This is a genomic window from Pseudomonas sp. R1-43-08 (assembly GCF_003852255.1).
GTDB lineage: Bacteria > Pseudomonadota > Gammaproteobacteria > Pseudomonadales > Pseudomonadaceae > Aquipseudomonas.
Genome location: NZ_CP027734.1, coordinates 593,052 through 619,222, shown reverse-complemented (window position 1 = coordinate 619,222; position 26,171 = coordinate 593,052). Strand labels below are relative to the sequence as shown.

Sequence of the window (26,171 nt, the reverse complement as noted above, 5' to 3'; positions counted from 1 at the left end):
GGCTTAGCGACCGCGAACCGCTTGTTCCAGCTCGGCGAAACTTGGGCGATGTTTCGGGTACAGCACTTTGCGTCCGAACTCTACCGCCAGCGACGGCGGCATGCCGGATGCCGAAGCCACGAGGCACGCCTTGATCGCTTCGTAGAGGTTGATCTCTTCCTTGGCATCGTGGGCCAGCGACGTGGCAAGCGGGCCGAAGAAACCGTAGGCCGCGAGAATACCGAAGAAGGTACCGACCAACGCCGCGCCGACGTGCATGCCGATGGCCGCCTGGTCGCCCTCGCCCAGGGAAGCCATGGTCACCACGATACCCAGCACCGCCGCAACAATACCGAAACCGGGCATGCCGTCGGCAATGCCAGTCACCGCGTGGGAAGGATGCTCCAGCTCTTCCTTGAGGCTGAACAGCTCCATGTCGAACAAGCCTTCGAGCTCATGGGGGGCCATGTTGCCGGAGGACATGATGCGCAGGTAATCGCAGATATACGCGGTCATGCGCTCGTCCTTGAGCACGGCGGGGTACTTGGCGAAGATCGGGCTGGCGGCGGCGTCTTCGATGTCTCCTTCAATCGCCATCATGCCTTCGCGGCGGCTCTTGTTGAGGATCTCGTAGACCAGCCCCAGCACTTCCAGATAGAACGTGTGCGAGAAGCGCGAGCTGAACATGCCCAGCGACTTCTTGATCACATGCATGGTCATGTAGCCGGGGTTGGCCTGCAGGAAGGCGCCAAAGGCGGCGCCGCCAATGATCAACACTTCGAAAGGCTGAATCAGCGCGGCAATTTTACCGTGGGACAGGACGTACCCACCGAGCACACTTGCGAGGACGACAATGATGCCGATAATTTTAGCCATAGGGGATCTGTACTTGCGCCGTCGGGTTCATGGACATAGTGGGTGCAGCTGAAAAACTCTTGTTCTACTTATCGGCAAAACTGCGCCAGACTATAGCCCGTTAAGGCGAAAAGCCAATTCAGCCCGTTCAGGGCGTGTTGAACACAAGTGACGATCGCGCCCCAATCATGGCTAATGAAACGACAGTCCCAACTGCAAAACCCGCCACACTCGCCGCCTGGATCAAGTGCCTGGACGACGTGCTGCTGCCCGTTCCCCAGGCCAGCCACGAGCGCGTGTGCAAAGCCATTCGCGACAGCCGCAGCTCGTTAAGGGACATTGCCGAACTGATGCAAGACAGCCCGGCCCTGGTGCTCAGCGTGATGCGCGAGGCCAACAGCCACACTCACGGCAGCCTGGCGGAACCGGCGGAAAACCTCGAAGTGGCGCTCAACCGCCTCGGTCTCAAGCGCGCCGAAGAACTGCTGGCACGCCTGCCTTCGGTGCCGGCCCTTGAAATTCCCGTAGCGCTGCGCCAGCTGCTGCTGATCAGCCAGCATGCCTCGCAACAGGCCAACGGCTTGTTCGGCAACCGCCTGGCGCGTCTGTGGCAGGACATTCATTGGGGCAGCCTGTTGTTTCTGTCACCGTTGTGGCCGATGGCCGTCGCCTACCCCAAGCTCTTGGAAGAATGGGAACTGCGGGTGATCCACAAAGGCGAGTCGGCGCGCCAGGTCGAGCAGCAATTGTTCGGCGTGCGCCTGCTGGACCTGTGCCTTGGCCTGACTGCGGCCTGGCACCTGCCGATCTGGGTGTCCCAGGGCTACAATCTGTTACTGGGCGAGCGGCGCCTGCTGGTCAAGGCCTTGCGTATCGCCCGCGAAGACGACCCTCTGCGCCACCAACAATTACTCGATGCCGAACCCAACCTGCGCCGCTGGCTGAACCAGCCGGCCAACACCGTACTGCTGGCCAACGGCCTGGCGATGTCGGCGCAGGAGTCCTGGGCCTGCCCACACACTGAACGCTGGCAACACCTCACTGCGCTGTACCTGCAGGAACCACTGGGCGATGTGCAACAGCAGGTGCACCAGCAAGCGGTAACCAGTGCCCGCAGCACCCTGATGCCTGACCTCTGGCACCCGGCGCTGTCGCTGATCTGGCCGTGGCATGTGCAAAAAGTCCATCGTGGCCTGTTGCCCGCGCCGCCGCCGACGGCCGAATCGCTGGCCGTGTGGCGCAGCCGCTGCACGGAGCTGCTGGTCGAGCCGAGCCGCTTTGCCAACGCGATGCACCTGACCACTTGCGCCAGGGAAGCCCTGGTCGCCAGCGGCATGCAGCGCGTATTGCTGTTCATGGCGGATCGTGCCTTGAGCACCTTGCGCGTGCATCAGGCCGATGGCTTGCCCAGGGACGCTGCCAACCTGAGCCTGGATGTGGTCAACAGTACATTGCTGCAACGCCTGCTGGAAAAGTCCGCCCAGGTGCGTCTCAGCCCTGACAACCATGCGCAGTTCTCCGCCCTGCTGCCACCGATCCTGCGGCGCCTGTTTACCGGCGAGCACCTGCTGTTGCGCTCGCTGAGCTGCAATGGCCGCGTGGTGATGCTGATGGTGGCGGACCAGGGTGGCGGGCCGTTCTCGGAAACCACCGTGCAAGCCTTTGGTAAAACCGCGCAATGCATCGAAAAGGCCCTGCACAGCTTTACCAACCGCAGCGCCTGATGCTTGCGCTACAATCGCCCTCCTTTATTGCCAATATTCGTGCCCAGGAGACCTCACATGCCTGACTTCTCTGGCTTGCCGCTGGTGATCGAATCCAGCGACCTGCAAGGTCGCCTGGATGCCGACCACCTGATTCTGGTGGACCTCACCAGTGCCGCCCGCTACGCCGAAGGGCATATCCCCGGCGCGCATTTCGTTGACCCCAAGCGCACCCAATTGGGCCGGCCCCCCGCGCCAGGCCTGCTGCCGCACAAGACCGACCTGGAAAAGCTGTTCGGCGAGCTGGGCCACACCCCCGACGCCACCTATGTGGTCTACGACGACGAGGGCGGCGGCTGGGCCGGGCGCTTTATCTGGATGCTCGACGTCATCGGCCACCAGAAATACCACTACCTCGACGGCGGCCTTCTGGCGTGGCTGGAGGAAAAACACCCGGTTTCTACCGAGGAGCCCGCGCCAGCCGGTGGCCCGGTCAGCCTTACGCTGCACGACGGCCCCACCGCCACCCGCGAATACCTGCAAAGCCGGCTCGGCGCAGCCGACCTGGGTATCTGGGACGCACGCGGCCCGCTGGAGTATTCCGGCGAAAAAGTGCTCGCGGCCAAAGCCGGGCACATCCCTGGCGCGGTGAACTTCGAATGGACCGCTGGCATGGACAAGGCGCGCAGCCTGCGTATCCGCCGCGACATGCCGCAAATCCTCGAAGACCTCGGGCTGACCCGCGATAAAGAAATCATCACCCACTGCCAGACCCACCACCGCTCTGGCTTCACCTACCTGGTGGCCAAGGCGCTCGGTTATCCGCGAGTCAAAGGTTATGCCGGTTCCTGGGGCGAATGGGGCAACCACCCCGACACCCCCGTCGAGATTTGAAGCTTAAGGACACTTAATGAAAAAGCAGTTGTTTATCCTCAGTCAGTACTTGCTGCCGCACCACCTGCTGTCGCGCTTGGCCGGCTGCATTGCCGAGTGCCGCGTGCGCTGGTTCAAGAACGCCTTCACCCGCTGGTTCGCCAAGCGTTACCAGGTGGATATGTCCCAGGCGCTGGTTGAAGACGTGACCGCCTACGAGCATTTCAACGCCTTCTTTACCCGCGCACTGAAAGACGGTGCGCGCCCACTGGACCAAACTCCGGGCGCCGTACTGAGCCCGGCCGATGGTGCGGTCAGCCAGCTCGGCCCGATCGAGCATGGCCGTGTGTTTCAGGCCAAGGGCCACAGTTTCAGCGTGCTGGAATTGCTCGGCGGCGACGCCGCGCTGGCTGCGCCGTTCATGGGCGGTGACTTCGCCACTATCTACTTGTCGCCCAAGGACTATCACCGCGTACATATGCCACTGGCCGGTACCTTGCGCGAAATGGTCTATGTGCCGGGGCGGATTTTCTCGGTGAACCAGACCACCGCCGAGAACGTGCCGGAACTGTTTGCGCGTAACGAGCGGGTTGTCTGCCTGTTCGACACCGAACGCGGCCCGATGGCCGTGGTATTGGTGGGCGCGATGATCGTAGCCTCGATCGAGACGGTGTGGGCCGGGCTGGTAACACCACCGAAGCGCGAGCTGAAAACCTTCCGCTATGACGAAGCTGCTCGCGCACCGATTCACCTGGAGAAAGGTGCGGAGTTGGGTCGCTTCAAGTTGGGTTCTACTGCGATCGTGCTGTTTGGGCCGGACCAGGTGCAGTGGGCGCAGGAACTGGCGGCGGGCACGCCGGTGCAGATGGGCCAGGGTATCGGCTCACCTAAAGCCTGATGATCATTCCCACGCTCTGCGTGGGAATGCAGCGCAGGGCGCTCTGCGCCCCCAAAGCCTGACGCAGAGCATCACAGAAGGCATTCCCACGCGGAGCGTGGGAATGATCTGTCGAGTTAGAGCTGACCGTCGCGATCGCGCAAGCCCAGCAGATACAGCACCCCATCCAACCCCAAGGTCGAAATCGCCTGTTTGGCCGATTGCTTGACCAACGGCTTGGCACGAAACGCCACACCCAACCCGGCAATCGCCAGCATCGGCAAGTCGTTCGCGCCGTCGCCGACCGCAATGGTCTGCTCCAAACGCAAGCCTTCCTTGTGCGCCAGCTCCTTGAGCAGGTCCGCCTTGCGTTGTGCATCGACAATCGGCTCCACCGCCACGCCGGTCACTTTGCCATCCACCACTTCCAGCTCGTTGGCGAATACATAGTCAATGCCCAGCTTGGCCTGCAGCTGCTTGGCGAAATAGGTGAAGCCACCAGACAGGATGGCCGTCTTGTAGCCCAGGCGCTTGAGTTCGGCGAACAGGGTTTCGGCGCCCTCGGTCAGGCGCAGGGACGCGCCGATTGAATCGAGCACGCTCACATCCAGGCCCTTGAGCAACGCCAGGCGCTCCTTGAAGCTGGCGCGAAAATCCAGCTCGCCGGCCATCGCGCGCTCGGTAATAGCCGAGACTTGCTCACCCACACCGGCGGCCTTGGCCAGTTCGTCGATGACTTCGGCTTCGATTAGCGTGGAGTCCATGTCGAACACCGCCAGGCGACGGTTGCGTCGGAACAGCGAGTCCTCCTGGAAAGCGATGTCGACATTCAGCTCCTGGGCCACGCTCAGGAATTCAGCGCGCAGCGCCTGCGCATCGGCCGGCTCGCCCCGTACGGAGAACTCGATGCAGCCCTTGCCTTTGTCTGCGGGTGTGTCCAAAGGCATGCGACCCGACAGACGGTCGATATGGTCGATGTTCAAGCCGTAGTGCGCCGTGATCGAGCTGACGCGCTGCAACTGTTCGGCCGTGACCTTGCGGGTGAGCAAGGTCACGATATGGCGTTTTTTGCCCTGGCCTTCGACCCAATGCTGGTAATCGGCTTCTGACACCGGCGTGAAACGCACCTGCTGATCCAGCTTGTAGGCCGTAAACAGGATGTCCTTGAGTACCGACGAAGCCTGCTCGTTGCTGGGGATTTCCACCAGGATGCCGAACGACAGGGTGTCGTGGATCACCGCTTGGCCGATGTCGAGAATGTTCACACCACCCTGGGCCAGAACGCCGGTAATGGCAGCGGTGAGACCCGGTCGGTCAAGACCTGTGATGTTGATCAGGACAATTTCGCGCAAAGCGCACCCCCAGGCTGGAAAAAAACCGCATTCTACCCACTTTCAGTGATCATCGGGCACAGCCAGCGCTTTGCCGGTCATGGGCCTGTCGCTATACTGCGCGTCAACTTCACGGACCAAGAGCCGAGCGCAAGTGAACCGGCCCACGCCAGTAAAAACCGATAACTTCTTCCTGCTGATCTTCCGGGCACTGCGCCACCGCCGTGTACCGATCGCATTACGCATCGCCAGCCATAACGTGATCCTGGTCGCCCTGGCCCTGGTGATCTACGCCTGCGTAATGGGTTTGCAGTTCAAGCAGGCCATGCACGAGCAGGCCGACGCCCTCGGCGAGAGCCTGACCACCCAGACCGCCACCTCGGCGACTGAGTTGTTGGTGTCCAACGACATCCTCAGCCTCAACGTGCTGCTCAACAACCTGACCAAGAACCCGCTGGTGGCCCACGCCGCCATTTATAGCGTGGACAACCGGATCATGGCCGAAGCCGGGCAGCGCCCGAAAAACGGCCTGCTGGGCGAAGCCGAGGGCCTGTATCAGAGCAATATCACGTTTCAGGATGTAAAAGCCGGCCAATTGCGCATCAGCCTGGACATGCAGCAATTCCAGCAGCCGATGACCATCAGCCTGCAGAGCATGGGCATCTTGAGCGCGATCCTGCTGGCCCTGGCCCTGGCGTTGAGCCTGCGCCTGGGACGGCATATCTCCACGCCGTTGATGCAACTGCGCATCTGGCTGCGCGATATCGACGAACACACCCCAGCCACCGACCGCCAGGACGAAATCGGCGACCTGGCGCGCCAGCTGCATGCCAGCTTCGCCCCGGAGCCGACCGTGCCTGAGGTCGAACCCGAACCCGAGTACGACGACGCCGACTACACCGACGAACCTGAGTTTGAAGTACGCGACCTGCGCGACCCAGGCTTCGACGAAAGCGCTCCGGTAGCGGGCTTGAAGCCTGCGCCGCGGCATGTAATCAAGGCCGAAGAAGACGAGCTGGACGACGAAGACCCGTTCGCCGACCTGCGCGATACCGCCGAGGCCGCGCCCGTCGTGGCGCCGAAGCCGCTTCCCGCCAAAAGCAGCGAACCTCAGTACAGCGCCGTACTCGCTGTGCAACTGGGTGCCCAGGACCAACTGCGCCGCCTGCCCCGCGCTCGCTTGACGGAGCTGCTGGAACGCTATCGCGACTGCCTCGACCAGGCCGCCTCGCTCTACCAGAGCGAACTGCACACCCTGAACGACGGCAGCACGCTGATGCTGTTCCACAGCGAAGACAGCGGCGAGGACTACCTGACCAACGCCATCTGCTGCGGCGAGTTGCTGCGCGCCCTGGGCCACGCCCTGCAGATCGAAGTAGCGGACAGCGGTATCACGTTGCAACTGCAACTGGGCTTGACGGTGGGTGATGACCTGTTCGGCATCAGCCAGATCGACCTGCTGCTGACCGAGATCGCCCAGGATGCCTTGGCCTTGTCGCAACACAGCCGCAACCTGCTGCTGGTGGAGCGCAAGATCAGTGAAGACACGCTGATCCGCCAACGCGCACGCATCCGCCCGATTGCCAGCCCTGAGGGCGCCAGCTGTGTGGAGCGCTTGATGGAACCTTATCCCTCAATGCTGGAACGGCAGCTGGCGCGGATGCATGAGACCCGCACAAGGACATAAGGCACGCAATTGCTCCGTGTGGGAGGGGGCTTGCCCCCGATAGCGGAGTATCAGTCAGCACATCACTCACTGAACCACCGCCATCGGGGGCAAGCCCCCTCCCACATTTGACTGCGCCATGGCTTCTATTTCAGATACAAAAAAGGCCCGCTTACTCAGCGGGCCTTTTGTTTGTCTGCTATTCAGATCAAAACCTGAACACTTCCAAATCCGTACGAATCGGTGTCGCCATCGGCATCTTGGGTTTTTCCGGTGTGGCCGGCTTGGCCTGTGCCGGCGTCTGTTTGCGCGGGGCCTCGGCAATCGGCGGCTGGTTGGCCAACGGCTTGATCGCCACCGACAACTGTTGCGCCAGGTGCTGCAACAATACGCCCTGGGCCTGGACCTGGGACGCCGTGGTGCCGCTATGTTCTTCCTGCAGGTGCACGATGCGGTTGTCCCGAACCTGGCCGCGACGGTCGATCAGGCGCCACTGTGCATCCAGGATCGCCGGCTGCGAGGTACCGGAGTCAAGCCGCGTGATCGTCAGCAGCACCTGCACATCCGGGGTAAACCCGGAGGGCCCCGGCGCCAGCACCACACGCTGGCTGTCCAGCTGACCGGCCACCTGACGCAACATCAATTGATTGATATCGGAGGACAGGCTGCCCGCCCAACGACCATCGGTGGAACCTTGCAGGCTGCCGTCGTTCTGACGTTGCAGCAGGGTTTCGCGTTGCAGGTAATCGGCAACGATTACCGGCCCCAGCAGAACGGCCATGCCGGCGGTTTGTGCTGGCTGAGCCGGACTTCCGCTGTCCAGCTGGTACAGCGACACCGGCTGGTGCGTGCTGCAACCCGCCAGCCCCAACAGGCCAGCGAGCATCAAAAATAGAGGAAGGCGTGGAGCAGTCATCATCCCATCCAGGTGGCTGCCGCACGGCGAACCACAATGTAATACTAAAAATAACCTAAATACGCTCGGCCACGCCGGCGCTGGAAAGGCCATATCATCCGTGAATATGCGCCATGACTCCAGCGCCAAAGCGTCGATCTACGCGTTAAATCGTAGATCAAGGCCTCTAGTACGCCTTAAGCAGGCGTTTCTACCAACAAAGCATCCACTCTCTGGAAGCCGCGAGGCAGTTTGTTACCGCGTCGACCGCGCTCGCCCTTGTAATGTTCAAGGTCGTCAGGGCGCAGGGACAACGTGCGCTTGCCGGCCTGGAGCACCAGGGTTGAGCCTTCCGGGATGACGGCGATGTCGGTCACGTACTCTTCGCGACTGGCCACCCGCTCTCCAGGGATACCGATGATCTTGTTGCCCTTGCCCTTGCCCAACTGCGGCAAGTCGCTGATCTTGAACACCAGCAAGCGCCCTTCGGTGGTCACCGAGGCCAGCCAGTTATGCTCGCGATCCTCCACCGGCCGCGGCAGGATCACCTTGGCGTTGTTCGGCAGGCTCAACAACGCCTTGCCCGCCTTGTTCTTGGCCTGCAGGTCTTCACCCTTGACCACGAAACCATAGCCGGCGTCGGACGCGATGACGTACAGCGAATCATCGTCCGGCAACAGCACGCACTCGAAATTCGCCCCCGGCGGCGGCGTGAGGCGCCCGGTCAGCGGCTCGCCCTGCCCGCGTGCTGAGGGCAAGGTGTGGGCCGGCACCGAATAACTGCGCCCCGTCGAATCGATAAACACCGCAAATTGGTTGGAACGCCCAGCCGCCGCAGTCTTGAAGCCATCACCGGCCTTGTACGACAGGCCGGTGGCATCAATATCATGCCCTTTGGCGGAACGAACCCAACCCTTTTCCGACAGAACGACGGTAATTTTCTCGTTAGGCAACAGCTCGGTTTCTGTCAGAGCTTTCGCTTCTGCGCGCTCGACAATCGGCGAGCGGCGGTCATCGCCGTAGGTTTCGGCGTCTTTGATCAGTTCACTGCGCACCAGCTTCTTGAGCTTGGTTTCGCTGCCCAGCAGCGCCTGCAGCTTGGCTTGTTCCTTGAGCAGCGCGTCCTGCTCGTCGCGCAGCTTCATTTCTTCCAGGCGTGCCAACTGGCGCAAGCGGGTGTCGAGGATGTAGTCAGCCTGGATTTCGCTCAGCTCGAAGCGCGCGATCAGCTCGGCCTTCGGGTGCTCGGCGGTACGGATGATATGAATCACTTCATCCAGGTTGAGGTAGGCAATCAGCAAGCCGTCCAACAGGTGCAAGCGGCGCTCGACCTTGTCCAGGCGAAATTGCAGGCGGCGGCGCACGGTCTGCACGCGGAACTCCAGCCATTCCACCAGCAAATTGCGCAGGTTCTTGAGCTGTGGCTTGCCGTCCAGGCCGATGATGTTGACGTTGACCCGGTAGCTGGACTCAAGGTCGGTGCTGGCAAACAAATGCTGCATCAGCACTTCATGATCAACCCGGCTATTGGTCGGGATGATCACGATGCGGCAAGGGTTTTCGTGGTCGGACTCATCGCGCAGGTCGGCGACTTGCGGCAATTTCGACGGTTTGGCCTGCATCAACGCGGCGATCTGCTCCAGCACCTTGGCGCCGGATACCTGATGCGGCAACGCGGTCACAATAATGTCGCCGTCTTCGACGTGGTACACCGCGCGCATGCGCACCGAGCCCTTGCCGGTTTCGTACATCTTCAGCAGGTCGGCGCGCGGCGTGATGATTTCCGCCTCGGTCGGGTAGTCCGGGCCCTGGATATGCTCACACAGCTGCTCGACCGTGGCTTTTGGCTCATCCAACAGGCGCACGCAGGCCGTGGCGACTTCGCGCAGGTTGTGCGGCGGCACGTCGGTGGCCATGCCGACCGCGATGCCGGTGGTGCCATTTAGCAGGATGTTCGGCAAACGTGCCGGCAATACCAGGGGTTCGTCGAGGGTGCCGTCAAAGTTCGGCCCCCAGTTCGCGGTGCCTTGGCCCAGCTCGCTGAGCAGTACTTCCGAGTAGCGCGACAGGCGCGCCTCGGTATAACGCATGGCGGCGAAGGACTTGGGATCATCCGGCGCACCCCAGTTACCCTGGCCATCGACCAGGGTGTAACGGTAGCTGAATGGCTGGGCCATCAGCACCATGGCTTCATAGCACGCCGAATCGCCGTGGGGGTGGAACTTACCGAGCACGTCACCGACGGTACGCGCCGACTTCTTGTGCTTGGAGTCGGCGTCCAGGCCCAACTCACTCATGGCGTAGATAATGCGCCGTTGTACCGGCTTCAGGCCGTCGCCGATATGCGGCAGGGCACGGTCCATGATCACGTACATGGAGTAGTTGAGGTAGGCATTTTCGGTGAAGTCAGCCAGCGATCGGCGTTCTACGCCATCTAAGCTGTCTGCGAGGATGTCACTCATGCGGGCCTCATCATGGGGTAAGGCGCAACGGAATTGCCGCTGCGCTGATTCAATTCAAATTCGTGACGGCTCATGGCTGGGCACTCCAGCCACCGGCCGGGGCGGCGAAACGATAGACCACCGGGCGCTTTTCACCATCGGCACGCGCGCCGAAATTATTGTCGATGCCAATCCAGGCACCGTCGGCGTCCACCGCCAGGGCTTCGGCCAGGCCGTAAGGCTGGGGGTAACGCCGCTCGGGCGTCAGGGTTTCGTCGGCAAACGACCAGCACAGCTCAACCTTGGCCGTCACCGTATCGCGCCGGCAAATCTGGAACGCATTGCGCTCCAGGGTAAACAGCTTGCCGTTGAACAGCGCGAGGTCGGCAAAGTCCTTCGACACCGCCTTGGCGTTGGGGAACTGCGCCGGTTGCACTTCCAGGCCGGCCTCGCTCAACAACACGCAAGCACCGTCGCAATCCCACACGCTCTGCCCGCGCTTGATCGAAACCAGGCCGCGGCGCTCACGCTCGGCCGCCAGCCAGATCCGATCGCCTTGCGGGTTCACCGTCAGGCCCTCGAACAACGCATTGAAGTGCAGCAACATGCCGCTGGCCCGGGCCTCGCGCACCATGCCTGGGGCAATTTTCAGCCACTCGGGTGCGCCTGCTACCGGCACCTGCAACACCGCCGCGTGGGCTTCGCTGACGATGTAGCGGTTGCCTGCGGCATCACAGCTGATGCCTTCGAAATCCAGGTCGCCACCGCGAACGAACGAAGCCGCCTTGGTGCGCGAGCGCAAACCCCACGGCAGGCCGGATTCGGGCACGGGGGGTACGTCGATCTTCACCACTTCGGCGGTCCAGGTCGGCGCGCGGGTGTCCAGGCGATAAATCTGCTCATCATCACGGTCCGACACGGTCCACAATTGCTCGCCACATAGCGCCAGGCCCGACAGGTTCCCGCCGCGCATGCCGTCTACCGGGTGTTCCGACACCAGCTTGAGCTCAGCCACGGGCGCGGCAACCACTTCGGTGGTCGCCAACCCGCACACCATCAGGATCGCCAGGGCGACGCCTGTGCGCATCAGCCCAGAACCTCGGCCAGGTTGCCTTTGGATTCGAGCCAGGCTTTGCGATCCGGTGCGCGCTTTTTCGCCAGCAGCATGTCCATCATTTCCGACGTGCCGGCGAAGTCTTCCAGGGTCAACTGCACCAGGCGCCGGGTGTTCGGGTCCATGGTGGTTTCGCGCAGTTGCGGCGGGTTCATTTCGCCCAGGCCCTTGAATCGCGTGACCTGTGGCTTGCCGCGTTTCTTCTCGGCCACCAGGCGGTCGAGAATGCCATCGCGTTCGGCTTCGTCCAGGGCGTAGTAAATCTCCTTGCCCAGGTCGATCCGGTACAGCGGCGGCATGGCGACGTAGACGTGACCGGCATCCACCAACGGGCGGAAGTGCTGCACGAACAACGCACACAGCAGGGTTGCGATGTGCAGGCCGTCGGAGTCGGCGTCGGCGAGGATGCAGATCTTGCCGTAGCGCAACTGGCTGATGTCCGCCGCGCCCGGGTCGACGCCGATGGCTACGGCAATGTTGTGCACTTCCTGGCTGGCCAGGACTTCGCTGCCGTCGACTTCCCAGGTGTTGAGGATCTTGCCGCGCAACGGCAGGATCGCCTGGAACTCCTTGTCCCGCGCTTGCTTGGCGGAACCACCGGCGGAATCACCTTCCACCAGGAACAGCTCGGAACGCATCGGGTCCTGCCCGGCGCAATCGGCCAGCTTGCCGGGCAATGCCGGGCCCTGGGTGATGCGCTTGCGCTCGACCTTCTTGCTGGCCTTGAGGCGACGACCGGCGTTGTTGATCGCCAGTTCCGCCAGGGCCAGGCCCAGCTCCGGGTGCTCGTTGAGCCACAGGCTGAAGGCATCCTTGACCACACCGGAGACAAACGCCGCCGCCTCGCGGGACGACAGGCGCTCCTTGGTCTGGCCGGAAAATTGCGGCTCCTGCATTTTCATCGACAGCACGAAGGCGATGCGCTCCCACACGTCTTCCGGCGCCAGCTTCACGCCGCGTGGCAGCAGGCTGCGGTATTCGCAGAATTCGCGCATGGCATCCAGCAGGCCCTGGCGCAAGCCATTGACGTGGGTGCCGCCCTGGGCGGTGGGGATCAGGTTGACGTAGCTTTCCTGCACGCTGTCGCCGCCTTCGGGCAACCACAACAGCGCCCAGTCGACGGCTTCCTTGTTACCGGCCAGGCTGCCGCAGAACGGCGCGTTGGGCAGGCGCTCGAAGTCGCTGACGGAGTCTTCCAGGTAGGAGCGCAGGCCGTCTTCGTAGTGCCACTCGACCTTCTCCCCCGTGCCTTTGTCTTCAAAGCTCACCAGCAGGCCCGGGCACAGCACGGCCTTGGCCTTGAGCACGTGCTTGAGGCGGCTGATGGAGAATTTCGGCGAATCGAAGTATTTCGGGTCCGGCGCGAAGTACACGCTGGTGCCGGTATTGCGCTTGCCAACGGTGCCGATCACCTGCAGGTCGGTGGCTTTGTAGCCATCGGCGAAGGTCATCTCGTACTCGTTGCCGTCGCGCTTGACCTTGACCCGGACGTGGTTCGACAGCGCGTTGACCACCGAAATACCCACGCCGTGCAGGCCGCCGGAGAACTGGTAGTTCTTGTTGGAGAACTTGCCGCCGGCGTGCAGCTTGGTAAGGATCAGCTCGACGCCCGACACACCCTCTTCGGGGTGGATGTCCACTGGCATGCCGCGACCGTCATCGGACACTTCCAGGGAGTGATCGGCGTGGAGAATGACCTGCACCGACTTGGCGTGGCCGGCCAGGGCTTCGTCAACGCTGTTGTCGATGACTTCCTGGGCGAGGTGGTTCGGCCGACTGGTGTCGGTGTACATGCCGGGGCGTTTGCGCACCGGGTCGAGGCCCGAGAGGACTTCGATGGCGTCGGCGTTATAAGAGCTAGCGCTGGGAGTGGCCATGGGGTCTCGTCGTGAGTCGTTCGATTAAAAAAGTGACCCGCGATTTTTACAGTGACGAAAAATCGAAGGATTGATACTGATCTGCGCCAATGCCGGCAAAGCTCAACAGTGCCGGCAATTGCTGGGCGAACCCTTGGTAACCATGGTCGCCACCGGCCTGGATGCGCAAGGCACAGGCCCGGTAATACTGCTGGGCCAGGCGATAATCCAGGGTTTCATCCCCGGTCTGCAACCACACCTGATAACGCGCGGCGTCTTGAGGAGCCGGCACTTCCAGCTCGGCCAGCGCTGTGACGTGATCGTGGGTCAATTCCCAGGTTTCATCGGTGTAGAGGTTCTTCTGGGTGCCCAGGTAACCGTCAAACATCCGATGGGGGCTGACCGCCGGGTTGACCAGCAACGCCTTGAGGCCATGGCGTTCGGCAAGATGGGTTGCATAGTAGCCGCCGAGTGAGCTTCCCACCAGCAGTGGCCGACCCAGTTGCGCGATGGCTTCCTCCAATTGAGGAATCGCCTGACGCGGGTGGTGATGCAGGGCCGGTACACGCAACTGGTCGGCCAGGCCGAGGCTGTCCATCACGGTCATCAACTGGCTGGCCTTGTTGGACGCCGGTGCGCTGTTGAAACCGTGGATATACAAGATTGATGCGGACATGCCGGGCTCTCCATGCTTGCGCCAAAGAGGCGCAGTTTACAGGTAACAGCGGGGTCGTGGGTGCAGCCCATCGCCGCTGGCGTTACTATCCGTTCCACGACCCTTAAGCACCTGATCGGCTGCAAATTGCTCATTTTTTGATCAGCGCACCCTTTCTTCATTGCTTGTGGAATTCGCCGGTACTGGCGGCGCGTTAAATAGGTCGCCGAGCGGGAAAACAGCATGCAACTGGAATGGCTTGAGGACTTTATTGAACTGACCCGCACCCGCAGCCTGTCGCGCGCGGCGGAAAATCGGTGCGTCACGCACCCCGCGTTCGGGCGACGTATCCGGGCGCTGGAAGAATGGGTCGGCACGCCATTGATCGAACGTACACAACCGGTGTCACTGACCCCTTGCGGCGTACTGTTTCTGGATGCTGCAACCCAATCGCTGGAACTGCTGACCGCCGTCAGAGCGCAATTCAAAGGTGGCCCCCTGAGCCGCGATGAACCCGTGCGTATCGCCACCGGGCGAACCCTGGCCTGTGACTTCTTCCCCGACTGGTACGAGTCGCTGCACCCGCAATTGGGCAGTTTTGCGGTGTCACTGCTCACCAGCGGTGCGCAAGAGGCCATCAGCCGGCTGTCGGCTGGCGAAGTCGATCTGCTGCTGAGCTTTTCCAGCCCGCTGACCCAGTCATTGATCGACCCGCAGCGTTTTGACTCTCGAGTGCTGGCAAAGGAGCAATTGCTACCGGTCAGTGCGCCGGACGCTCAGGGCCAACCGCGCCAGCAGATAGCCGCAAGCAGTAACGCCCTCCCCATTCCCTGGCTGGCCTTTTCACCTTCCCTTGCGCTGCGCGGCGTGCTGGCGCAGCACCTGGAGCGACTGCCACAGCGCCTGGCGTTGCGGATGGTTTACCAGGCCGATTCCTATGATGCGATTCTGGAAATGGCCAAGCGTGGCAAGGGCCTTGCGTGGTTACCGCAGATGGTCGTCAACGATGCGCTGGCGTCGGGCGAACTGCTGATTGCAGGCGGCGCCGAGTTTTGCGTCAGCTTCGACGTCTCGCTGCATCGGTTACGCGATAACCAGAGCGAGATGGTGATGAAGATATGGGAAGCGTTGGCAGCGTTTGAAACGCTGCCGCCCCCCTCATAATCGCCCGTTTTTCCGCTTCACCACCGCTACCAGCCGCGGCTGGCCTGGCCCGTGCCAAAACAGCTCAAACCTGTGCCAAATCAGCAATTGCCGCTACACCGCTATTGATTCACTTTCATCCGGGCTTTCACCCATAACAATTAACGCTTTCGATCTCGCCAGGCCGCGTAGCAGCTTGGGCGAATCCGAATGCCAAACGTGAAATACACCCGGGGCACACCCATGACCGCTCAATCACCCGTCTTACCCTCGGCAACGACCCCAGCCCGACGAGGCCCATGGAAGGAAATCATCGCTGCCAGTTTCGGCAATGCGCTGGAGTTCTATGATTTGTTGATCTACGGCTATTTTGCAGTCGTCATCGGCAAACAGTTTTTCCCCTCCGATAACGAAACCACCTCACTGCTGCTGGCCGTGGGCTCATTCGGCATTTCCTTTCTGATGCGTCCGCTGGGCGCAATTGTGCTGGGTTCCTACACCGACAAAGCCGGGCGTAAAGCCTCGCTGACACTGTCGATCATGATCATGTTGCTCGGCACCGCAACAATCACTTTCGCACCCACCTATGAACAGATTGGCTTGGCCGCGCCGCTGTTGATCATCGTTGCGCGCATGCTTCAGGGGTTCTCCACAGGCGGTGAGTTCGGCGCCGCGACGGCGTTTATGGTCGAACACGCAGACGCCAAGCGCCGGGGCTTCTTTGCCAGCTGGCAACTGTCCACCCAAGGGCTGGCAACCGTCCTGGCAGCGGGGGTCAGCGCGATCCTCAGTTATGTACTGTCGGATGTGCAGTTGAACGAATGGGGCTGGCGCGTCGCATTCGGTTTCGGCCTGCTGATCGGGCCGGTGGGCTATTACATTCGTACACAAATCGATGAAACCCCGGACTTCAAGAAAACGCTGGTCAGCAGCACGGCCAAAACCCCGCTGCGAGATGTCTTGATCAAGGGGCATGTCAGCCTGCTGCTGGCTATCGGTGTAGTGGCCGGTGCGACCGCATTCAATTATGTCCATAAGTTGTACATGCCGATCTACGCGTTCAAGCAACTGAACATCACCGCCACGTCTTCTTACCTCGGGGCGCTGATGACGGGCGTGACGTTAATGCTGATGGCGCCGGTATTTGGCGGGCTTTCAGACCGCTACGGACGATACCGGGTACTGACCATTGCGCTGTTGATTACCGGGTTTTCGTCTTACCCGATGTTCGTGCTGCTCAACACCTTCCCCAGCTTCACCACACTGCTGATCGTGCAAGCCCTTGTTGGCTTGTTGATCGCAGCCTGCCTGGGGCCGATTCCAGCGATGCTTTCCGACATTTTCCCGACCAGCATTCGCGGCACGGGCCTGGCGCTGAGCTACAACTTTTCCGTCACCCTGTTTGGTGGTTTTGCGCCATTGATCGTGACCGCGTTGATCGAAGCCAGCGGCAGCAAGCTCGCACCGAGCTTTTACGTGATGGGGACCATCTTGATCAGTGTCGTGTCGATCGTCTGCCTCGGCCGGCGCATGCGCGGTACGCAACCTTCGGCCAGTTGAGCCGGGCCCTTATAAAAGCCAGCTTCCCAATTGTGATTGTCGCGCCCTATCTGGCGACACGTCTAAACGTTGGTCTATCGGAGACAGAAATGAAAACCTTAGAGCAAGTGCGTGCATCCCTGAAGCCATATCCGGTTGAGGTTAACTTCCCCGACCTCAGCCCATGGAAAAACGGTAATGGCGAGATCGACTACGTTTACAGCTTCGACAGCGGCGAACCGGGGCCGCATGTTTTGATCATGGCATTGACCCATGGGAATGAAGTCAGCGGAGCCATCGCGGTAGACACCCTGTTACGCAGCGGTATCCGTCCGCGCAAGGGCCGCTTGTCACTGGCGTTCGGCAACGTTGAGGCCTATCAACGCTTCGACCCGCAAAACATCGACGCGTCCCGCTTCATTGACGAGGACATGAACCGTGTGTGGCTGCCTTCCGCACTGGACGGCGAGCGAGAGTCTGTCGAGTTGTGCCGCGCCCGTAAGCTGCGACCGCTGATCGACGACGTCGATTTTCTGCTCGATATCCATTCAATGCACGAAGAGTCCCCCCCCTGATGATGTGCGGGGCGTGCGCCAAAGGCCTGGCATTTGCAAAATCGTTGGGTGTACCGGCCACCGTCGTCGCCGACGCCGGCCACGCCAATGGTCGACGCATGCGTGACTACGGCGGGTTTGGTGACGCCAAAAGCACCAAAAACGCGCTGCTGATCGAAACAGGTCAGCACTTTTCAAAAAAGAGCGAACACGTCGCCCTCGATATAGCCGCTCGTTTCCTGGTGGCGACTGAAACCGTCACCGGGGCTGACGTTTCGAGGTTTCTAAGCCGGGAACAGCCCGTTGCCCAGCACTGTTTGCAGGTCACCGATCCGGTGATCGCGAACAGCATGGACTTCAGTTTTACCGATGACTTCCGTGGCCTGGAACGGATCGCTCACGCGGGAACAGTGATCGCCCGAGACGCCGAACGCGAAATCCTCACGCCGTATGACAACTGCGTGTTGATCCAGCCCTCGCTGCGACACTTGGGGCAAGGCGTTACCGTGGTCAGGTTGGCGAAGGCGCTGGACCTATAGCCGCGCCGTCGGTGGTCAATAGCCGTTGCTGCCGTAGTCCACCTGGAACGCGAAGCCTTCGAGCCTCTCTACGCCGGTCTCCAACCGCCCGTCGGCATGCAGGCGCAGCCAGCGATAGCCCGGCGCTTGCTCGCTGACCTTGAAGTGCTCACTGCCGGGTGCGAACTGGATGCACGTGGACGGCGAAGCCAGCAGGCGTACACCATTGCGCTCGCGGTCGATTTCTTGGTGCACATGGCCCCAGAGCACCGCCTTGACCTGCGGGAAGCGGTCGAGCACGGCAAACAACGCATCGGGGTTGCGCAGGCCGATAGGCTCCATCCAGGCACAGTCGATCGACACCGGGTGATGATGGAAGCACACCAGATGATGCCGGTTCGGCGCTTCGCTCAAGGCCTGGGCGAGTAATTGCAGTTGCTGGTCTTGCAGGTAGCCGGGCACGGAGCCGGGTACGGCGGAGTCCAGCAGGATGATGCGCCAATTGCCGACATCGACCACCGGCTCCAGCAGGTCGCTGTGCACGGCAGCCTGGGCCATGACCTGCGGCTCATCGTGGTTGCCGGGAATCCAGCGCGCGGGAGCACCTATCGGCGCGGTCATATCGCGAAATTGTTGGTATGACGCCAATGTGCCGTCCTGGGAAAGATCCCCGGTGGCCAGCACCAGATCGATAGACGGCTGCTGTTCGCGGACCAATTCGATCACCCGCTGCAGGCTTTCGCGGGTATTCATACCCAGCAGCGTGCCGTCGGCCTCGGCAAACAGATGGCTGTCGGTCAGCTGCACCAGCAGCACAGCGTCAGGGTTCACGGCGGATACGCTCGGCAAGGCGCTCTCCCTAGCAATCACAGGAATAGATAGTTGGGGCAATTATGCTAGGGCAGGACACAAAGAGGAAACCTGGACAAACGGACACCGTTCACATCTAACGCACGACTTCGAACTCATGGCCCAAGGCCAGGCAGTGGCTCAACCATTCGCCGAGGAACACATTGAGCTGGGCCTTCTCATCGGGCTGGTGCATGAAAACGTTCGGGTAAGGATAGATGCTGCGAAAGCGCCGTGCATGTTCGGCGCTGATCACTTCGGCCATGCGCGCATCGTGGTACACCTGCACTTCCAGCTGCGGCACCGGCAACCACGGCAGGCTGTGTTCCTGGCGCACGCGCAGGGTGGTGGTGTACGGGCAATTGACGATGACTTCCAGGGTCAGCACGCCGAGCATCTGGTCGCCGTGGGTCACGGCGATGCGCCGCGCCTCGGGCGCGTGGCGCATATCGGGGAGCAGGCGCATCAGCCGCGCATAGTTGGCCTCGCACGCGGCTTGCAGCCCGATCAGGTCGACCCGATAACGTTCCCGTGCCTTTACTGCCATAACCCCCTCACTTCCGCGCGATTAAGCGCAAGCCATTGCAGGGCGATAATGCTGGCTGCGTTGGAAATCTTACCGTCGCGTACCGCCTGCAACGCATCTTCGAATGCCCAGGTGGTGACGCGAATGTCTTCTGCCTCTTCTTCCAATCCATGGATACCACCCGCCTGGGCGCTGTCACAACGGCCCAGGTACAAGTGGACAAATTCGGTGCTGCCGCCAGGCGAGGGGAAATACTTGGTGATCGGCCACAGTGCGGAGAACGTCAGCCCAGCTTCCTCCTCGGCTTCGCGGTGTGCAACCTCCTCCGGCTGCTCGTCCTTGTCGATCAGGCCGGCGACCATTTCCACCAGCCAGGGGTTGTCGGTACGGCCCATGGCGCCCACGCGGAACTGCTCGATCAGCACCACTTCATCGCGCTGCGGGTCGTAGGGCAGCACGCACACCGCATCATGGCGCACGAAGACTTCACGATTGATCACGCGGCTCATGCCGCCGTCAAACTTCTCGTGGCGCAGCTGCACGCGATCGAGCTGGTAGAAGCCTTTGTAGGCAGAGTCGCGCTGAACAATTTCGATTTTATTCGGCGTCGACTTCGTAAAATCCGTCATATCCTTCCTCGTCATAAGCCGTGCAATGGGCGCCATCCTAACGCGCCCATGCAGGTTGGCGCAGCCCCTTTCCGGTTGCCGGGATAGACGGCGGGCGTCAAACTCACTCTAATCAGTCTAGTGGCGAACTGGCGGCCTTGTTGGCAGTCCAAGCGCTACTCTTTTCGCTTTCCATCGATTTACGAAGGACACACATGTCGCTTTTAAAAATCGCCTCCGTGGCTTGCATTGCCTTGACCCTGGGTGCCTGCCAGAGCCTGTTCCAACCCAGCCAGCTCAAGCCGCTGGACGTTACCACCGACAAGTCGGAGCAAACCAAACCCGGCTGCGGCAGCCCTGACTGCCCGCTGGTGAACATCGATACCGTGCATTTCCCCGCCGACCCGCAACTCGACAGCCTGGTGGAGCAGCGCTTGCTGCAGATGACCCGCACCAGCCCCGGCGCCAGCGTTCCGGCAACCCTGAATGCCTACCGGGACAAGTTCCTGCGCGAATCCCCCGACCGCCACAGCATGTATTTGCAGGCCAAGGTACGCGAGCAGCATGACGCCCTGGTGATCGTCGAAGTGTCCAGCTACCTCGACACCGGCGTAGCCCACGGTGAGCCTGGCCGCGGGTTCATCAACTATTCACGTGTGCTGCATAAAGAGCTGGGCCTGGCCGACATGCTGTTGCCCGGCCAGGAGCAGGCCTTCTGGAATACGGCAAAAGTTGCCCACAATAGCTGGTTGATCAACACCAAGATGGACCGCGATCCGGAGTTCGTGAAGAACTGGCCGTTCCAGAAAACCCCGAACGTGGCCTTGACCAGTGGCGGCGTGGTGCTCAAGTACAACGTGAGCACCATCGCGCCTTATGCACAGGGGTTGATCGAAATCACCATCCCCTATGCGCGCCTTACCGGTGTGATCAAGCCTGAGCTGATGCCCGCGCGCCACTGACCGCCCGCCCCAGGATGAACTGCAGCAGCCCCGCCAGCAGCAATGCCGGCAGGGTTGCGCCGATATCCGGATAGAGGTTGGCCAGCAGATGATAGGTAGCGATGCCGCCCAGCCAGGCCACCAGCGCTGGCCAGTGCAGCTGGGTCACCGCGCCCTGGCGCCGATGGCGCAGGATGAAGTGATCCACCAGTACCACGCCGAACAGTGGTGCAAATACTGAACCGATCAGCAACAGGAAGTTCTGGTATTGCGCCAAGGGCGCAAAGCAGGCGATCAGGGTGCAGATCACACCAATGGCCAACGCCAAGTGCTCGACCTTCAAGCGCAGCAGAATCCCGCTCGACACCGCTGCCGAGTGAATATCGGCAAACGCGTTTTCCGACTCGTCCAGCAGGATCAGCAACAGCGGAATACCCAGGCCGGCGCCGGCCAGGGCCAGCAGCAATGCATTGACCTCACCGCTTGGCGCAAATGCCAGGGTGTACGCCACCCCCAGGCTCATCAGCCAGAAATTACCCACAAAGAACCCCAGCGCAGTGCCGCCGAACACGCTTTTGGCGCGCTTGCCGAAGCGTGAGTAGTCGGCAATCAACGGCAGCCAGGACAGCGGCATGGCGATGGCAATGTCGAAGCCCACCGCAAACGGCATCGAGCCATCACCGGCCTGGGCCCACAGGGCAGCGAGGTCGGCCTTGGCGAACAGGTTCCAGGTCAGCCACAGGCAGGCCGCAAGCAGCAGCCAGATACCCCATTTGCGCAGGATCTGCCGCACGAAGGTCAGAGGGCCGCTCACCGCCAGCAAGGTGGCAAGGCCGCCGAAGAACAGCGTCCACAGCAAGGGGCTCGTCAGCAGGCTGCCTTCGCTGAACGCTCTTGTGCCCAGCAGACTGGCGGCATCGCGCATCACGATGATTTCGAACGAGCCCCAGCCAATCAATTGCAACAGGTTCAACAGCGCCGGCAGGCTGGCGCCCTTGGCACCGAGGCTGAGCTTGAGTGCGGCCATGGCGGACAAGCCGGTGTCGCTGCCGATCACACCGACGGATGCCAGCAACAGCACGCCCACCAGGGTGCCAAGGAAGATGGCCAACAATGAGCCGGACAAACCCAGGCCCGGCGCCAACAGCGCGCCGGTTTGCAGGACCATCAGGCCGATGCCGAGGGAGAACCACAGGGAGAACAGGTCGCGGGCGCCGAAGACGCGCTTGTCGGTGGGCACCGCGATGTCGGGGGAGTAGGTACTCGGTTGAATGTCCAAGGGGGGCATCTCTGAGGGGCATTTTTTGTTTGGGAGATAGCTATCGGGGGCAAGCCCCCTCCCACCTTTGACTGTGTGAAACCGATCAAATGTGGGAGGGGGCTTGCCCCCGATGAGGCCCATACAGGCACCTTAAATCCCGGATCAGACCTTCTTGTACAGCTGACTGCCTTCCTGCTTGAACCGCTCCGCCTGCTCGGCCAGGCCCTTGGCCACGTCCACATCCACCGCTTCAATGCGCTGGTTAGCGGCGTACTCACGCACTTCCTGGGTAATCTTCATCGAGCAGAATTTCGGCCCGCACATCGAGCAGAAATGCGCGACCTTGGCCGAATCCTTCGGCAGGGTTTCGTCGTGATAGGAACGCGCGGTGTCCGGGTCCAGGCCGAGGTTGAACTGGTCTTCCCAGCGAAACTCGAAGCGTGCCTTGCTCAGCGCGTTGTCGCGTATCTGCGCACCCGGATGGCCCTTGGCAAGGTCGGCAGCATGCGCCGCGATCTTGTAGGTAATGATGCCGGTCTTCACGTCATCCTTGTTCGGTAAGCCCAGGTGTTCCTTGGGCGTGACATAGCAGAGCATGGCGCAGCCGAACCAGCCGATCATCGCCGCGCCGATACCGGAGGTGATGTGGTCATAGCCTGGCGCAATATCGGTGGTCAGCGGCCCGAGGGTGTAGAACGGCGCTTCGTCGCAGCACTCCAGCTGCTTGTCCATGTTTTCCTTGATCAACTGCATCGGCACGTGGCCCGGGCCTTCGATCATGGTTTGCACGTCGTGCTTCCAGGCGATCTTGGTCAGCTCGCCAAGGGTTTCCAGTTCACCGAATTGCGCGGCGTCGTTGGCGTCGGCGATCGAGCCAGGGCGCAGGCCGTCGCCTAGGGAGAAGCTGACGTCATAGGCCTTCATGATTTCGCAGATCTCGTCGAAATGCGTGTAGGTGAAGTTCTCTTTATGGTGGGCCAGGCACCACTTGGCCATGATCGAGCCGCCACGGGACACAATGCCGGTGACGCGCTTGGCGGTCAGCGGTACGTAGCGCAACAACACGCCGGCGTGGATGGTGAAGTAGTCGACGCCCTGCTCGGCCTGTTCGATCAAGGTGTCACGAAACAGCTCCCAGGTCAGGTCTTCGGCGGCGCCACCGACTTTTTCCAGGGCCTGGTAGATCGGCACAGTACCGATCGGCACCGGCGAGTTGCGGATGATCCACTCGCGGGTTTCGTGGATGTGCTTGCCGGTGGACAGGTCCATCACCGTGTCCGAACCCCAGCGAATACCCCAGGTCAGTTTCGCCACTTCTTCTTCAATGGACGAGCCCAGCGCGCTGTTGCCGATGTTGCCGTTGATCTTCACCAGGAAGTTACGGCCGATGATCATCGGTTCCAATTCGGTGTGGTTGATGTTGGCCGGGATTATCGCGCGGCCACGGGCGATTTCTTCACGCACAAATTCAGGGGTGATGATTTTCGGCACGCTGGCGCCGAAGCTGTGGCCGGCGTGCTGCTGGTCAAGCAAGCCACTGGCGCGGGCTTCTTCAAGCTTCATGTTTTCGCGGATGGCAACGTATTCCATCTCGGCGGTGATGATGCCCTTGCGCGCGTAGTGCATCTGCGTGACGTTAGCCCCGGCCTTGGCGCGGCGCGGGTTCTTTACATGGGCGAAACGCAGGGCGGTCAACTTGGCATCGCTCAGGCGCTGTTGACCGAAGTGCGAACTCAGGCCCGACAGGCGCTCGGTGTCGCCGCGAGATTCGATCCAGGGCGAGCGTACATCGCCCAAGCCTTTGCGCACGTCGATGATCACGTTGGGGTCGGTGTACGGACCGGAGGTGTCGTAGACCACCACGGGCGCGTTGATTTCGCCGCCGAAATCGGTGGGCGTCACATCCAGGCTGACCTCGCGCATCGGCACACGAATGTCCGGGCGAGTGCCTTGTACGTAGATTTTCTGCGAGCGGGTAAACGGCTGCACGGAGCCGGAGTCGACCTTGGCCGATTCACTCAAGTGCACGGTGTTTTTCAGTTTTGTACTTTTTATTTCTGTGCTCATCACGGGCTCTCCAACTCTCCAGGCGGTGGATGTTTGTCGGAGCGAACCTGTGACGGACGGAGGCACTGGAACCAGTGCTGTGCTTGGCGCACGAGGGCTGTTCGATTGTCGAACAACATCCCGGACGAAGCACAAGAGGACTCGCCGGGTGACGAGAAATCTTGTTCCCTACGCAGGCGCTAACCTGATCAGGTTCAACGGGATCCGGTATTTACCGATCTCAGCCTTCCAACAAGGCACCCCGACAAGAACGCGGCCAGTCTAGACCATGGCGTGGGCAAATTGCCAATGGCGCCGCATTGGGCATGATAAATGGCGTGATTGCAGGATTGTTGTGCCGCGGTCCGGCCACTACACTCGGGAGCTGCCTCAAGGCTTGACGCTCCAGTTGGGTCACCGTAGCCTTGGCCAACAAATTATCATCGTAATATTTACTCAGGGATCGACTCATGCTGCGCAAACTTTCACTGGCAGTTGCCGTGTCTTGTGCGACCCACACAATGGTCTGGGCAGCTGAAGCGCCCTTGTCTGCCAGGACCGACCTGGTCAGCGTCTATCAGGAAGCGGTGGACAACAACGCTGATCTGGCCGCCGCACGCGCCCAGTACGGCGCGCAGAAAGAAGTAGTGCCCCAGGCTCGCGCCGGGTTGCTGCCGAACCTGACCGGCGGCGCTGATATCAACAACGTACGCACCCAGATCGACACGCCGGCCGCCACCGCCAATCGCGATGCGCACTCCTGGCGTGCAACCCTGAGCCAGCCGCTGTTCCGTGCCGACCGCTGGTTCCAGTTGCAAGCTGCCGAAGCCACCAACGAGCAGGCGGCGCTGCAGCTCTCGGCGACCGAACAGAACCTGATCCTGCAGAGCGCCGAAAGCTACTTCGCCGTGCTGCGCGCCCAAGACAACCTGGCCTCGACCAAGGCCGAAGAAAATGCCTTCAAGCGCCAGTTGGACCAATCCAATGAACGCTTCGATGTGGGCCTGTCGGACAAGACCGATGTGCTGCAATCCCAGGCCAGCTATGACACGGCACGAGCCAACCGCATCCTCGCCCAGCGCCAGGTGGAAGACGCCTTCGAGGCGCTGATCACCCTGACCAATCGCCAATACAATTCGATCCAGGGCATTGTCCATACGCTGCCGGTGTTGCCACCGCTGCCGAACGACGCCAAAGCCTGGGTCGAAACCGCCGGCCGCCAGAACCTGAACCTGCTGGCCAGCAACTACGCCGTCACCGCCGCCGAGGAAACCCTCAAGCAGCGCAAGGCCGGCCACGCGCCCACCTTGGACGCGGTGGCGCAGTACGAAAAAGGCGATAACGATGCCCTGGGTTTCAGCAACCCGAATGCATTCCGCACGCCTTATCGTGGTGACGTCGAACAGCGCACCATCGGCCTGCGCCTGAACATTCCGATCTACAGCGGCGGCCTGACCAGCTCCCAGGTCCGTGAGTCCTACTCGCGCCTGGGCCAGACCGAGCAGCAACGCGAAGGCCTGCGCCGCCAGGTCGTGGAAAACACCCGCAACCTGCACCGCGCGGTGAATACCGACGTGGAGCAGGTACAGGCGCGCCGCCAGTCGATCATCTCCAACCAGAGCGCGGTGGAAGCCACGGAAATCGGCTATCAGGTGGGCACGCGCAATATCGTCGACGTGCTCGACGCCCAGCGCCAGCTCTACGCGTCGGTGCGCAACTACAACAACAGCCGCTACGACTACATCCTCGACAACCTGCGCTTGAAGCAGGCTGCGGGCACGTTGAATCCAGGAGACCTGCAGGACCTGACGCGCTACCTCAAGGCCGACTACAACCCGGACAAGGACTTCCTGCCACCGGACCTGGCCAAAGCCGCCGCCGAGCAACTGAAGGCCCGCCCGGGTTCTTGAGAACACTGCAAAACCAATGTGGGAGGGGGCT

Annotated in this window: 22 protein-coding genes and 1 riboswitch; of the genes, 10 read left to right on the top strand and 12 right to left on the bottom strand. The window is 61.5% G+C overall.

The features are described from left to right. Window positions 1-3: 3 nt before the first annotated feature. A complete protein-coding gene (gene motA / locus C4J87_RS02580) occupies window positions 4-855 on the bottom strand; it encodes a flagellar motor stator protein MotA (RefSeq protein WP_124365617.1) in 852 nt (283 codons plus the stop codon). Window positions 856-1,022: 167 nt separating this feature from the next. Between motA and C4J87_RS02575 the strand changes: the two genes are divergently transcribed. The 3 genes from C4J87_RS02575 to asd are packed head-to-tail and all read left to right on the top strand — an operon-like array spanning window position 1,023 to window position 4,308. Beyond that, the gene (locus C4J87_RS02575) at window positions 1,023-2,558 is read left to right on the top strand and encodes an HDOD domain-containing protein (RefSeq protein ID WP_124365616.1); all 1,536 of its coding nucleotides are present in this window, start codon (window positions 1,023-1,025) and stop codon (window positions 2,556-2,558) included. Between the two features lie 57 nt (window positions 2,559-2,615). Further along, window positions 2,616-3,431 (top strand): rhodanese-like domain-containing protein, encoded by an 816-nt coding sequence (locus tag C4J87_RS02570; protein WP_124365615.1) that lies wholly within the window; start codon window positions 2,616-2,618, stop codon window positions 3,429-3,431. A gap of 16 nt (window positions 3,432-3,447) precedes the next feature. Continuing rightward, window positions 3,448-4,308, top strand: a complete 861-nt coding sequence (asd, locus tag C4J87_RS02565) for an archaetidylserine decarboxylase (protein ID WP_124365614.1) — start codon at window positions 3,448-3,450, stop codon at window positions 4,306-4,308. Between the two features lie 116 nt (window positions 4,309-4,424). Here the strand turns inward: asd and serB are convergent, their stop codons facing one another. Then, a complete protein-coding gene (gene serB, locus C4J87_RS02560; protein WP_124361009.1) occupies window positions 4,425-5,639 on the bottom strand; it encodes a phosphoserine phosphatase SerB in 1,215 nt (404 codons plus the stop codon). A 133-nt stretch (window positions 5,640-5,772) separates the two neighbouring features. Between serB and C4J87_RS02555 the strand changes: the two genes are divergently transcribed. Beyond that, window positions 5,773-7,305 carry an AhpA/YtjB family protein gene (locus C4J87_RS02555; protein WP_124365613.1) on the top strand — a complete coding sequence of 511 codons (1,533 nt, stop codon included), beginning with the start codon at window positions 5,773-5,775 and terminating at the stop codon, window positions 7,303-7,305. 187 nt (window positions 7,306-7,492) lie between these two features. Here the strand turns inward: C4J87_RS02555 and C4J87_RS02550 are convergent, their stop codons facing one another. The 5 genes from C4J87_RS02550 to C4J87_RS02530 form a co-directional block, all read right to left on the bottom strand. Next, window positions 7,493-8,203 (bottom strand): membrane integrity-associated transporter subunit PqiC, encoded by a 711-nt coding sequence (locus C4J87_RS02550; RefSeq protein WP_124365612.1) that lies wholly within the window; start codon window positions 8,201-8,203, stop codon window positions 7,493-7,495. Between the two features lie 173 nt (window positions 8,204-8,376). Beyond that, window positions 8,377-10,641 (bottom strand): DNA topoisomerase IV subunit A, encoded by a 2,265-nt coding sequence (gene parC, locus C4J87_RS02545; RefSeq protein WP_124365611.1) that lies wholly within the window; start codon window positions 10,639-10,641, stop codon window positions 8,377-8,379. A gap of 70 nt (window positions 10,642-10,711) precedes the next feature. Beyond that, on the bottom strand, window positions 10,712-11,707 hold the full coding sequence (locus C4J87_RS02540) for an esterase-like activity of phytase family protein (RefSeq protein ID WP_124365610.1): 996 nt from the start codon (window positions 11,705-11,707) through the stop codon (window positions 10,712-10,714). After that, complete coding sequence (gene parE, locus C4J87_RS02535; RefSeq protein WP_124365609.1) at window positions 11,707-13,611, bottom strand: DNA topoisomerase IV subunit B; 1,905 nt, start codon at window positions 13,609-13,611, stop codon at window positions 11,707-11,709. Before parE ends, C4J87_RS02540 begins: the two co-directional genes overlap by 1 nt. Before the next feature lie 46 nt (window positions 13,612-13,657). Next, entirely contained in the window at window positions 13,658-14,266 is a 609-nt protein-coding gene (locus C4J87_RS02530) for a YqiA/YcfP family alpha/beta fold hydrolase (protein ID WP_124361003.1), read from the bottom strand. Window positions 14,267-14,488: 222 nt separating this feature from the next. On the opposite strand from C4J87_RS02530, the gene C4J87_RS02525 reads away from it, so the two are divergent. The 4 genes from C4J87_RS02525 to C4J87_RS26255 all read left to right on the top strand — a co-directional run bounded on the left by C4J87_RS02525 (window position 14,489) and on the right by C4J87_RS26255 (window position 18,020). Next, the gene (locus tag C4J87_RS02525) at window positions 14,489-15,409 is read left to right on the top strand and encodes a LysR family transcriptional regulator (RefSeq protein ID WP_124365608.1); all 921 of its coding nucleotides are present in this window, start codon (window positions 14,489-14,491) and stop codon (window positions 15,407-15,409) included. A 222-nt stretch (window positions 15,410-15,631) separates the two neighbouring features. Then, window positions 15,632-16,948, top strand: a complete 1,317-nt coding sequence (locus tag C4J87_RS02520) for an MFS transporter (RefSeq protein WP_124365607.1) — start codon at window positions 15,632-15,634, stop codon at window positions 16,946-16,948. A gap of 89 nt (window positions 16,949-17,037) precedes the next feature. After that, window positions 17,038-17,502: a succinylglutamate desuccinylase/aspartoacylase family protein gene (locus tag C4J87_RS26260; protein ID WP_256679960.1), complete on the top strand. Its 465-nt coding sequence runs from the start codon at window positions 17,038-17,040 to the stop codon at window positions 17,500-17,502. Next, window positions 17,502-18,020, top strand: coding sequence for a hypothetical protein (locus C4J87_RS26255; RefSeq protein WP_256679959.1), 519 nt, complete (start codon window positions 17,502-17,504; stop codon window positions 18,018-18,020). Before C4J87_RS26260 ends, C4J87_RS26255 begins: the two co-directional genes overlap by 1 nt. A gap of 15 nt (window positions 18,021-18,035) precedes the next feature. Here the strand turns inward: C4J87_RS26255 and cpdA are convergent, their stop codons facing one another. The 3 genes from cpdA to C4J87_RS02500 form a co-directional block, all read right to left on the bottom strand. Then, window positions 18,036-18,848 carry a 3',5'-cyclic-AMP phosphodiesterase gene (gene cpdA, locus C4J87_RS02510; protein WP_124365606.1) on the bottom strand — a complete coding sequence of 271 codons (813 nt, stop codon included), beginning with the start codon at window positions 18,846-18,848 and terminating at the stop codon, window positions 18,036-18,038. Between the two features lie 97 nt (window positions 18,849-18,945). Beyond that, a complete protein-coding gene (locus C4J87_RS02505; protein WP_017138485.1) occupies window positions 18,946-19,395 on the bottom strand; it encodes a DUF1249 domain-containing protein in 450 nt (149 codons plus the stop codon). Then, window positions 19,386-20,003 (bottom strand): NUDIX domain-containing protein, encoded by a 618-nt coding sequence (locus tag C4J87_RS02500; protein ID WP_124365605.1) that lies wholly within the window; start codon window positions 20,001-20,003, stop codon window positions 19,386-19,388. The genes C4J87_RS02505 and C4J87_RS02500 overlap by 10 nt, the downstream gene beginning before the upstream one ends. A 194-nt stretch (window positions 20,004-20,197) precedes the next feature. Between C4J87_RS02500 and C4J87_RS02495 the strand changes: the two genes are divergently transcribed. Next, on the top strand, window positions 20,198-20,944 hold the full coding sequence (locus C4J87_RS02495; protein ID WP_124360996.1) for an RsiV family protein: 747 nt from the start codon (window positions 20,198-20,200) through the stop codon (window positions 20,942-20,944). Here C4J87_RS02495 and cytX read toward each other — a convergent pair. Together cytX and thiC are read right to left on the bottom strand one after the other, a co-directional pair. Beyond that, window positions 20,913-22,202, bottom strand: a complete 1,290-nt coding sequence (gene cytX, locus C4J87_RS02490) for a putative hydroxymethylpyrimidine transporter CytX (protein WP_124365604.1) — start codon at window positions 22,200-22,202, stop codon at window positions 20,913-20,915. The two genes, C4J87_RS02495 and cytX, sit on opposite strands and share 32 nt — an antisense overlap. Before the next feature lie 144 nt (window positions 22,203-22,346). Next, window positions 22,347-24,251: a phosphomethylpyrimidine synthase ThiC gene (gene thiC, locus C4J87_RS02485; RefSeq protein ID WP_124365603.1), complete on the bottom strand. Its 1,905-nt coding sequence runs from the start codon at window positions 24,249-24,251 to the stop codon at window positions 22,347-22,349. 148 nt (window positions 24,252-24,399) lie between these two features. Further along, a riboswitch (TPP riboswitch) is annotated at window positions 24,400-24,505 on the bottom strand. Window positions 24,506-24,700: 195 nt separating this feature from the next. Between thiC and C4J87_RS02480 the strand changes: the two genes are divergently transcribed. Beyond that, the gene (locus tag C4J87_RS02480; RefSeq protein WP_124365602.1) at window positions 24,701-26,140 is read left to right on the top strand and encodes a TolC family outer membrane protein; all 1,440 of its coding nucleotides are present in this window, start codon (window positions 24,701-24,703) and stop codon (window positions 26,138-26,140) included. Window positions 26,141-26,171: the final 31 nt, after the last annotated feature.

Bases quoted from the DNA above. Each gene is read 5' to 3' on its own strand.
- parC (WP_124365611.1), bottom strand. From the start codon at position 10,641: ATGAGTGACATCCTCGCAGACAGCTTAGATGGCGTAGAACGCCGATCG.
- C4J87_RS02570 (WP_124365615.1), top strand. From the start codon at position 2,616: ATGCCTGACTTCTCTGGCTTGCCGCTGGTGATCGAATCCAGCGACCTG.
- C4J87_RS02480 (WP_124365602.1), top strand. From the start codon at position 24,701: ATGCTGCGCAAACTTTCACTGGCAGTTGCCGTGTCTTGTGCGACCCAC.
- C4J87_RS02505 (WP_017138485.1), bottom strand. From the start codon at position 19,395: ATGGCAGTAAAGGCACGGGAACGTTATCGGGTCGACCTGATCGGGCTG.
- C4J87_RS02540 (WP_124365610.1), bottom strand. From the start codon at position 11,707: ATGCGCACAGGCGTCGCCCTGGCGATCCTGATGGTGTGCGGGTTGGCG.
- C4J87_RS02530 (WP_124361003.1), bottom strand. From the start codon at position 14,266: ATGTCCGCATCAATCTTGTATATCCACGGTTTCAACAGCGCACCGGCG.
- parE (WP_124365609.1), bottom strand. From the start codon at position 13,611: ATGGCCACTCCCAGCGCTAGCTCTTATAACGCCGACGCCATCGAAGTC.
- C4J87_RS02495 (WP_124360996.1), top strand. From the start codon at position 20,198: ATGTCGCTTTTAAAAATCGCCTCCGTGGCTTGCATTGCCTTGACCCTG.
- C4J87_RS02500 (WP_124365605.1), bottom strand. From the start codon at position 20,003: ATGACGGATTTTACGAAGTCGACGCCGAATAAAATCGAAATTGTTCAG.
- C4J87_RS26260 (WP_256679960.1), top strand. From the start codon at position 17,038: ATGAAAACCTTAGAGCAAGTGCGTGCATCCCTGAAGCCATATCCGGTT.
- thiC (WP_124365603.1), bottom strand. From the start codon at position 24,251: ATGAGCACAGAAATAAAAAGTACAAAACTGAAAAACACCGTGCACTTG.
- C4J87_RS26255 (WP_256679959.1), top strand. From the start codon at position 17,502: ATGATGTGCGGGGCGTGCGCCAAAGGCCTGGCATTTGCAAAATCGTTG.
- C4J87_RS02520 (WP_124365607.1), top strand. From the start codon at position 15,632: ATGACCGCTCAATCACCCGTCTTACCCTCGGCAACGACCCCAGCCCGA.
- C4J87_RS02575 (WP_124365616.1), top strand. From the start codon at position 1,023: ATGGCTAATGAAACGACAGTCCCAACTGCAAAACCCGCCACACTCGCC.
- motA (WP_124365617.1), bottom strand. From the start codon at position 855: ATGGCTAAAATTATCGGCATCATTGTCGTCCTCGCAAGTGTGCTCGGT.
- C4J87_RS02550 (WP_124365612.1), bottom strand. From the start codon at position 8,203: ATGATGACTGCTCCACGCCTTCCTCTATTTTTGATGCTCGCTGGCCTG.
- asd (WP_124365614.1), top strand. From the start codon at position 3,448: ATGAAAAAGCAGTTGTTTATCCTCAGTCAGTACTTGCTGCCGCACCAC.
- C4J87_RS02525 (WP_124365608.1), top strand. From the start codon at position 14,489: ATGCAACTGGAATGGCTTGAGGACTTTATTGAACTGACCCGCACCCGC.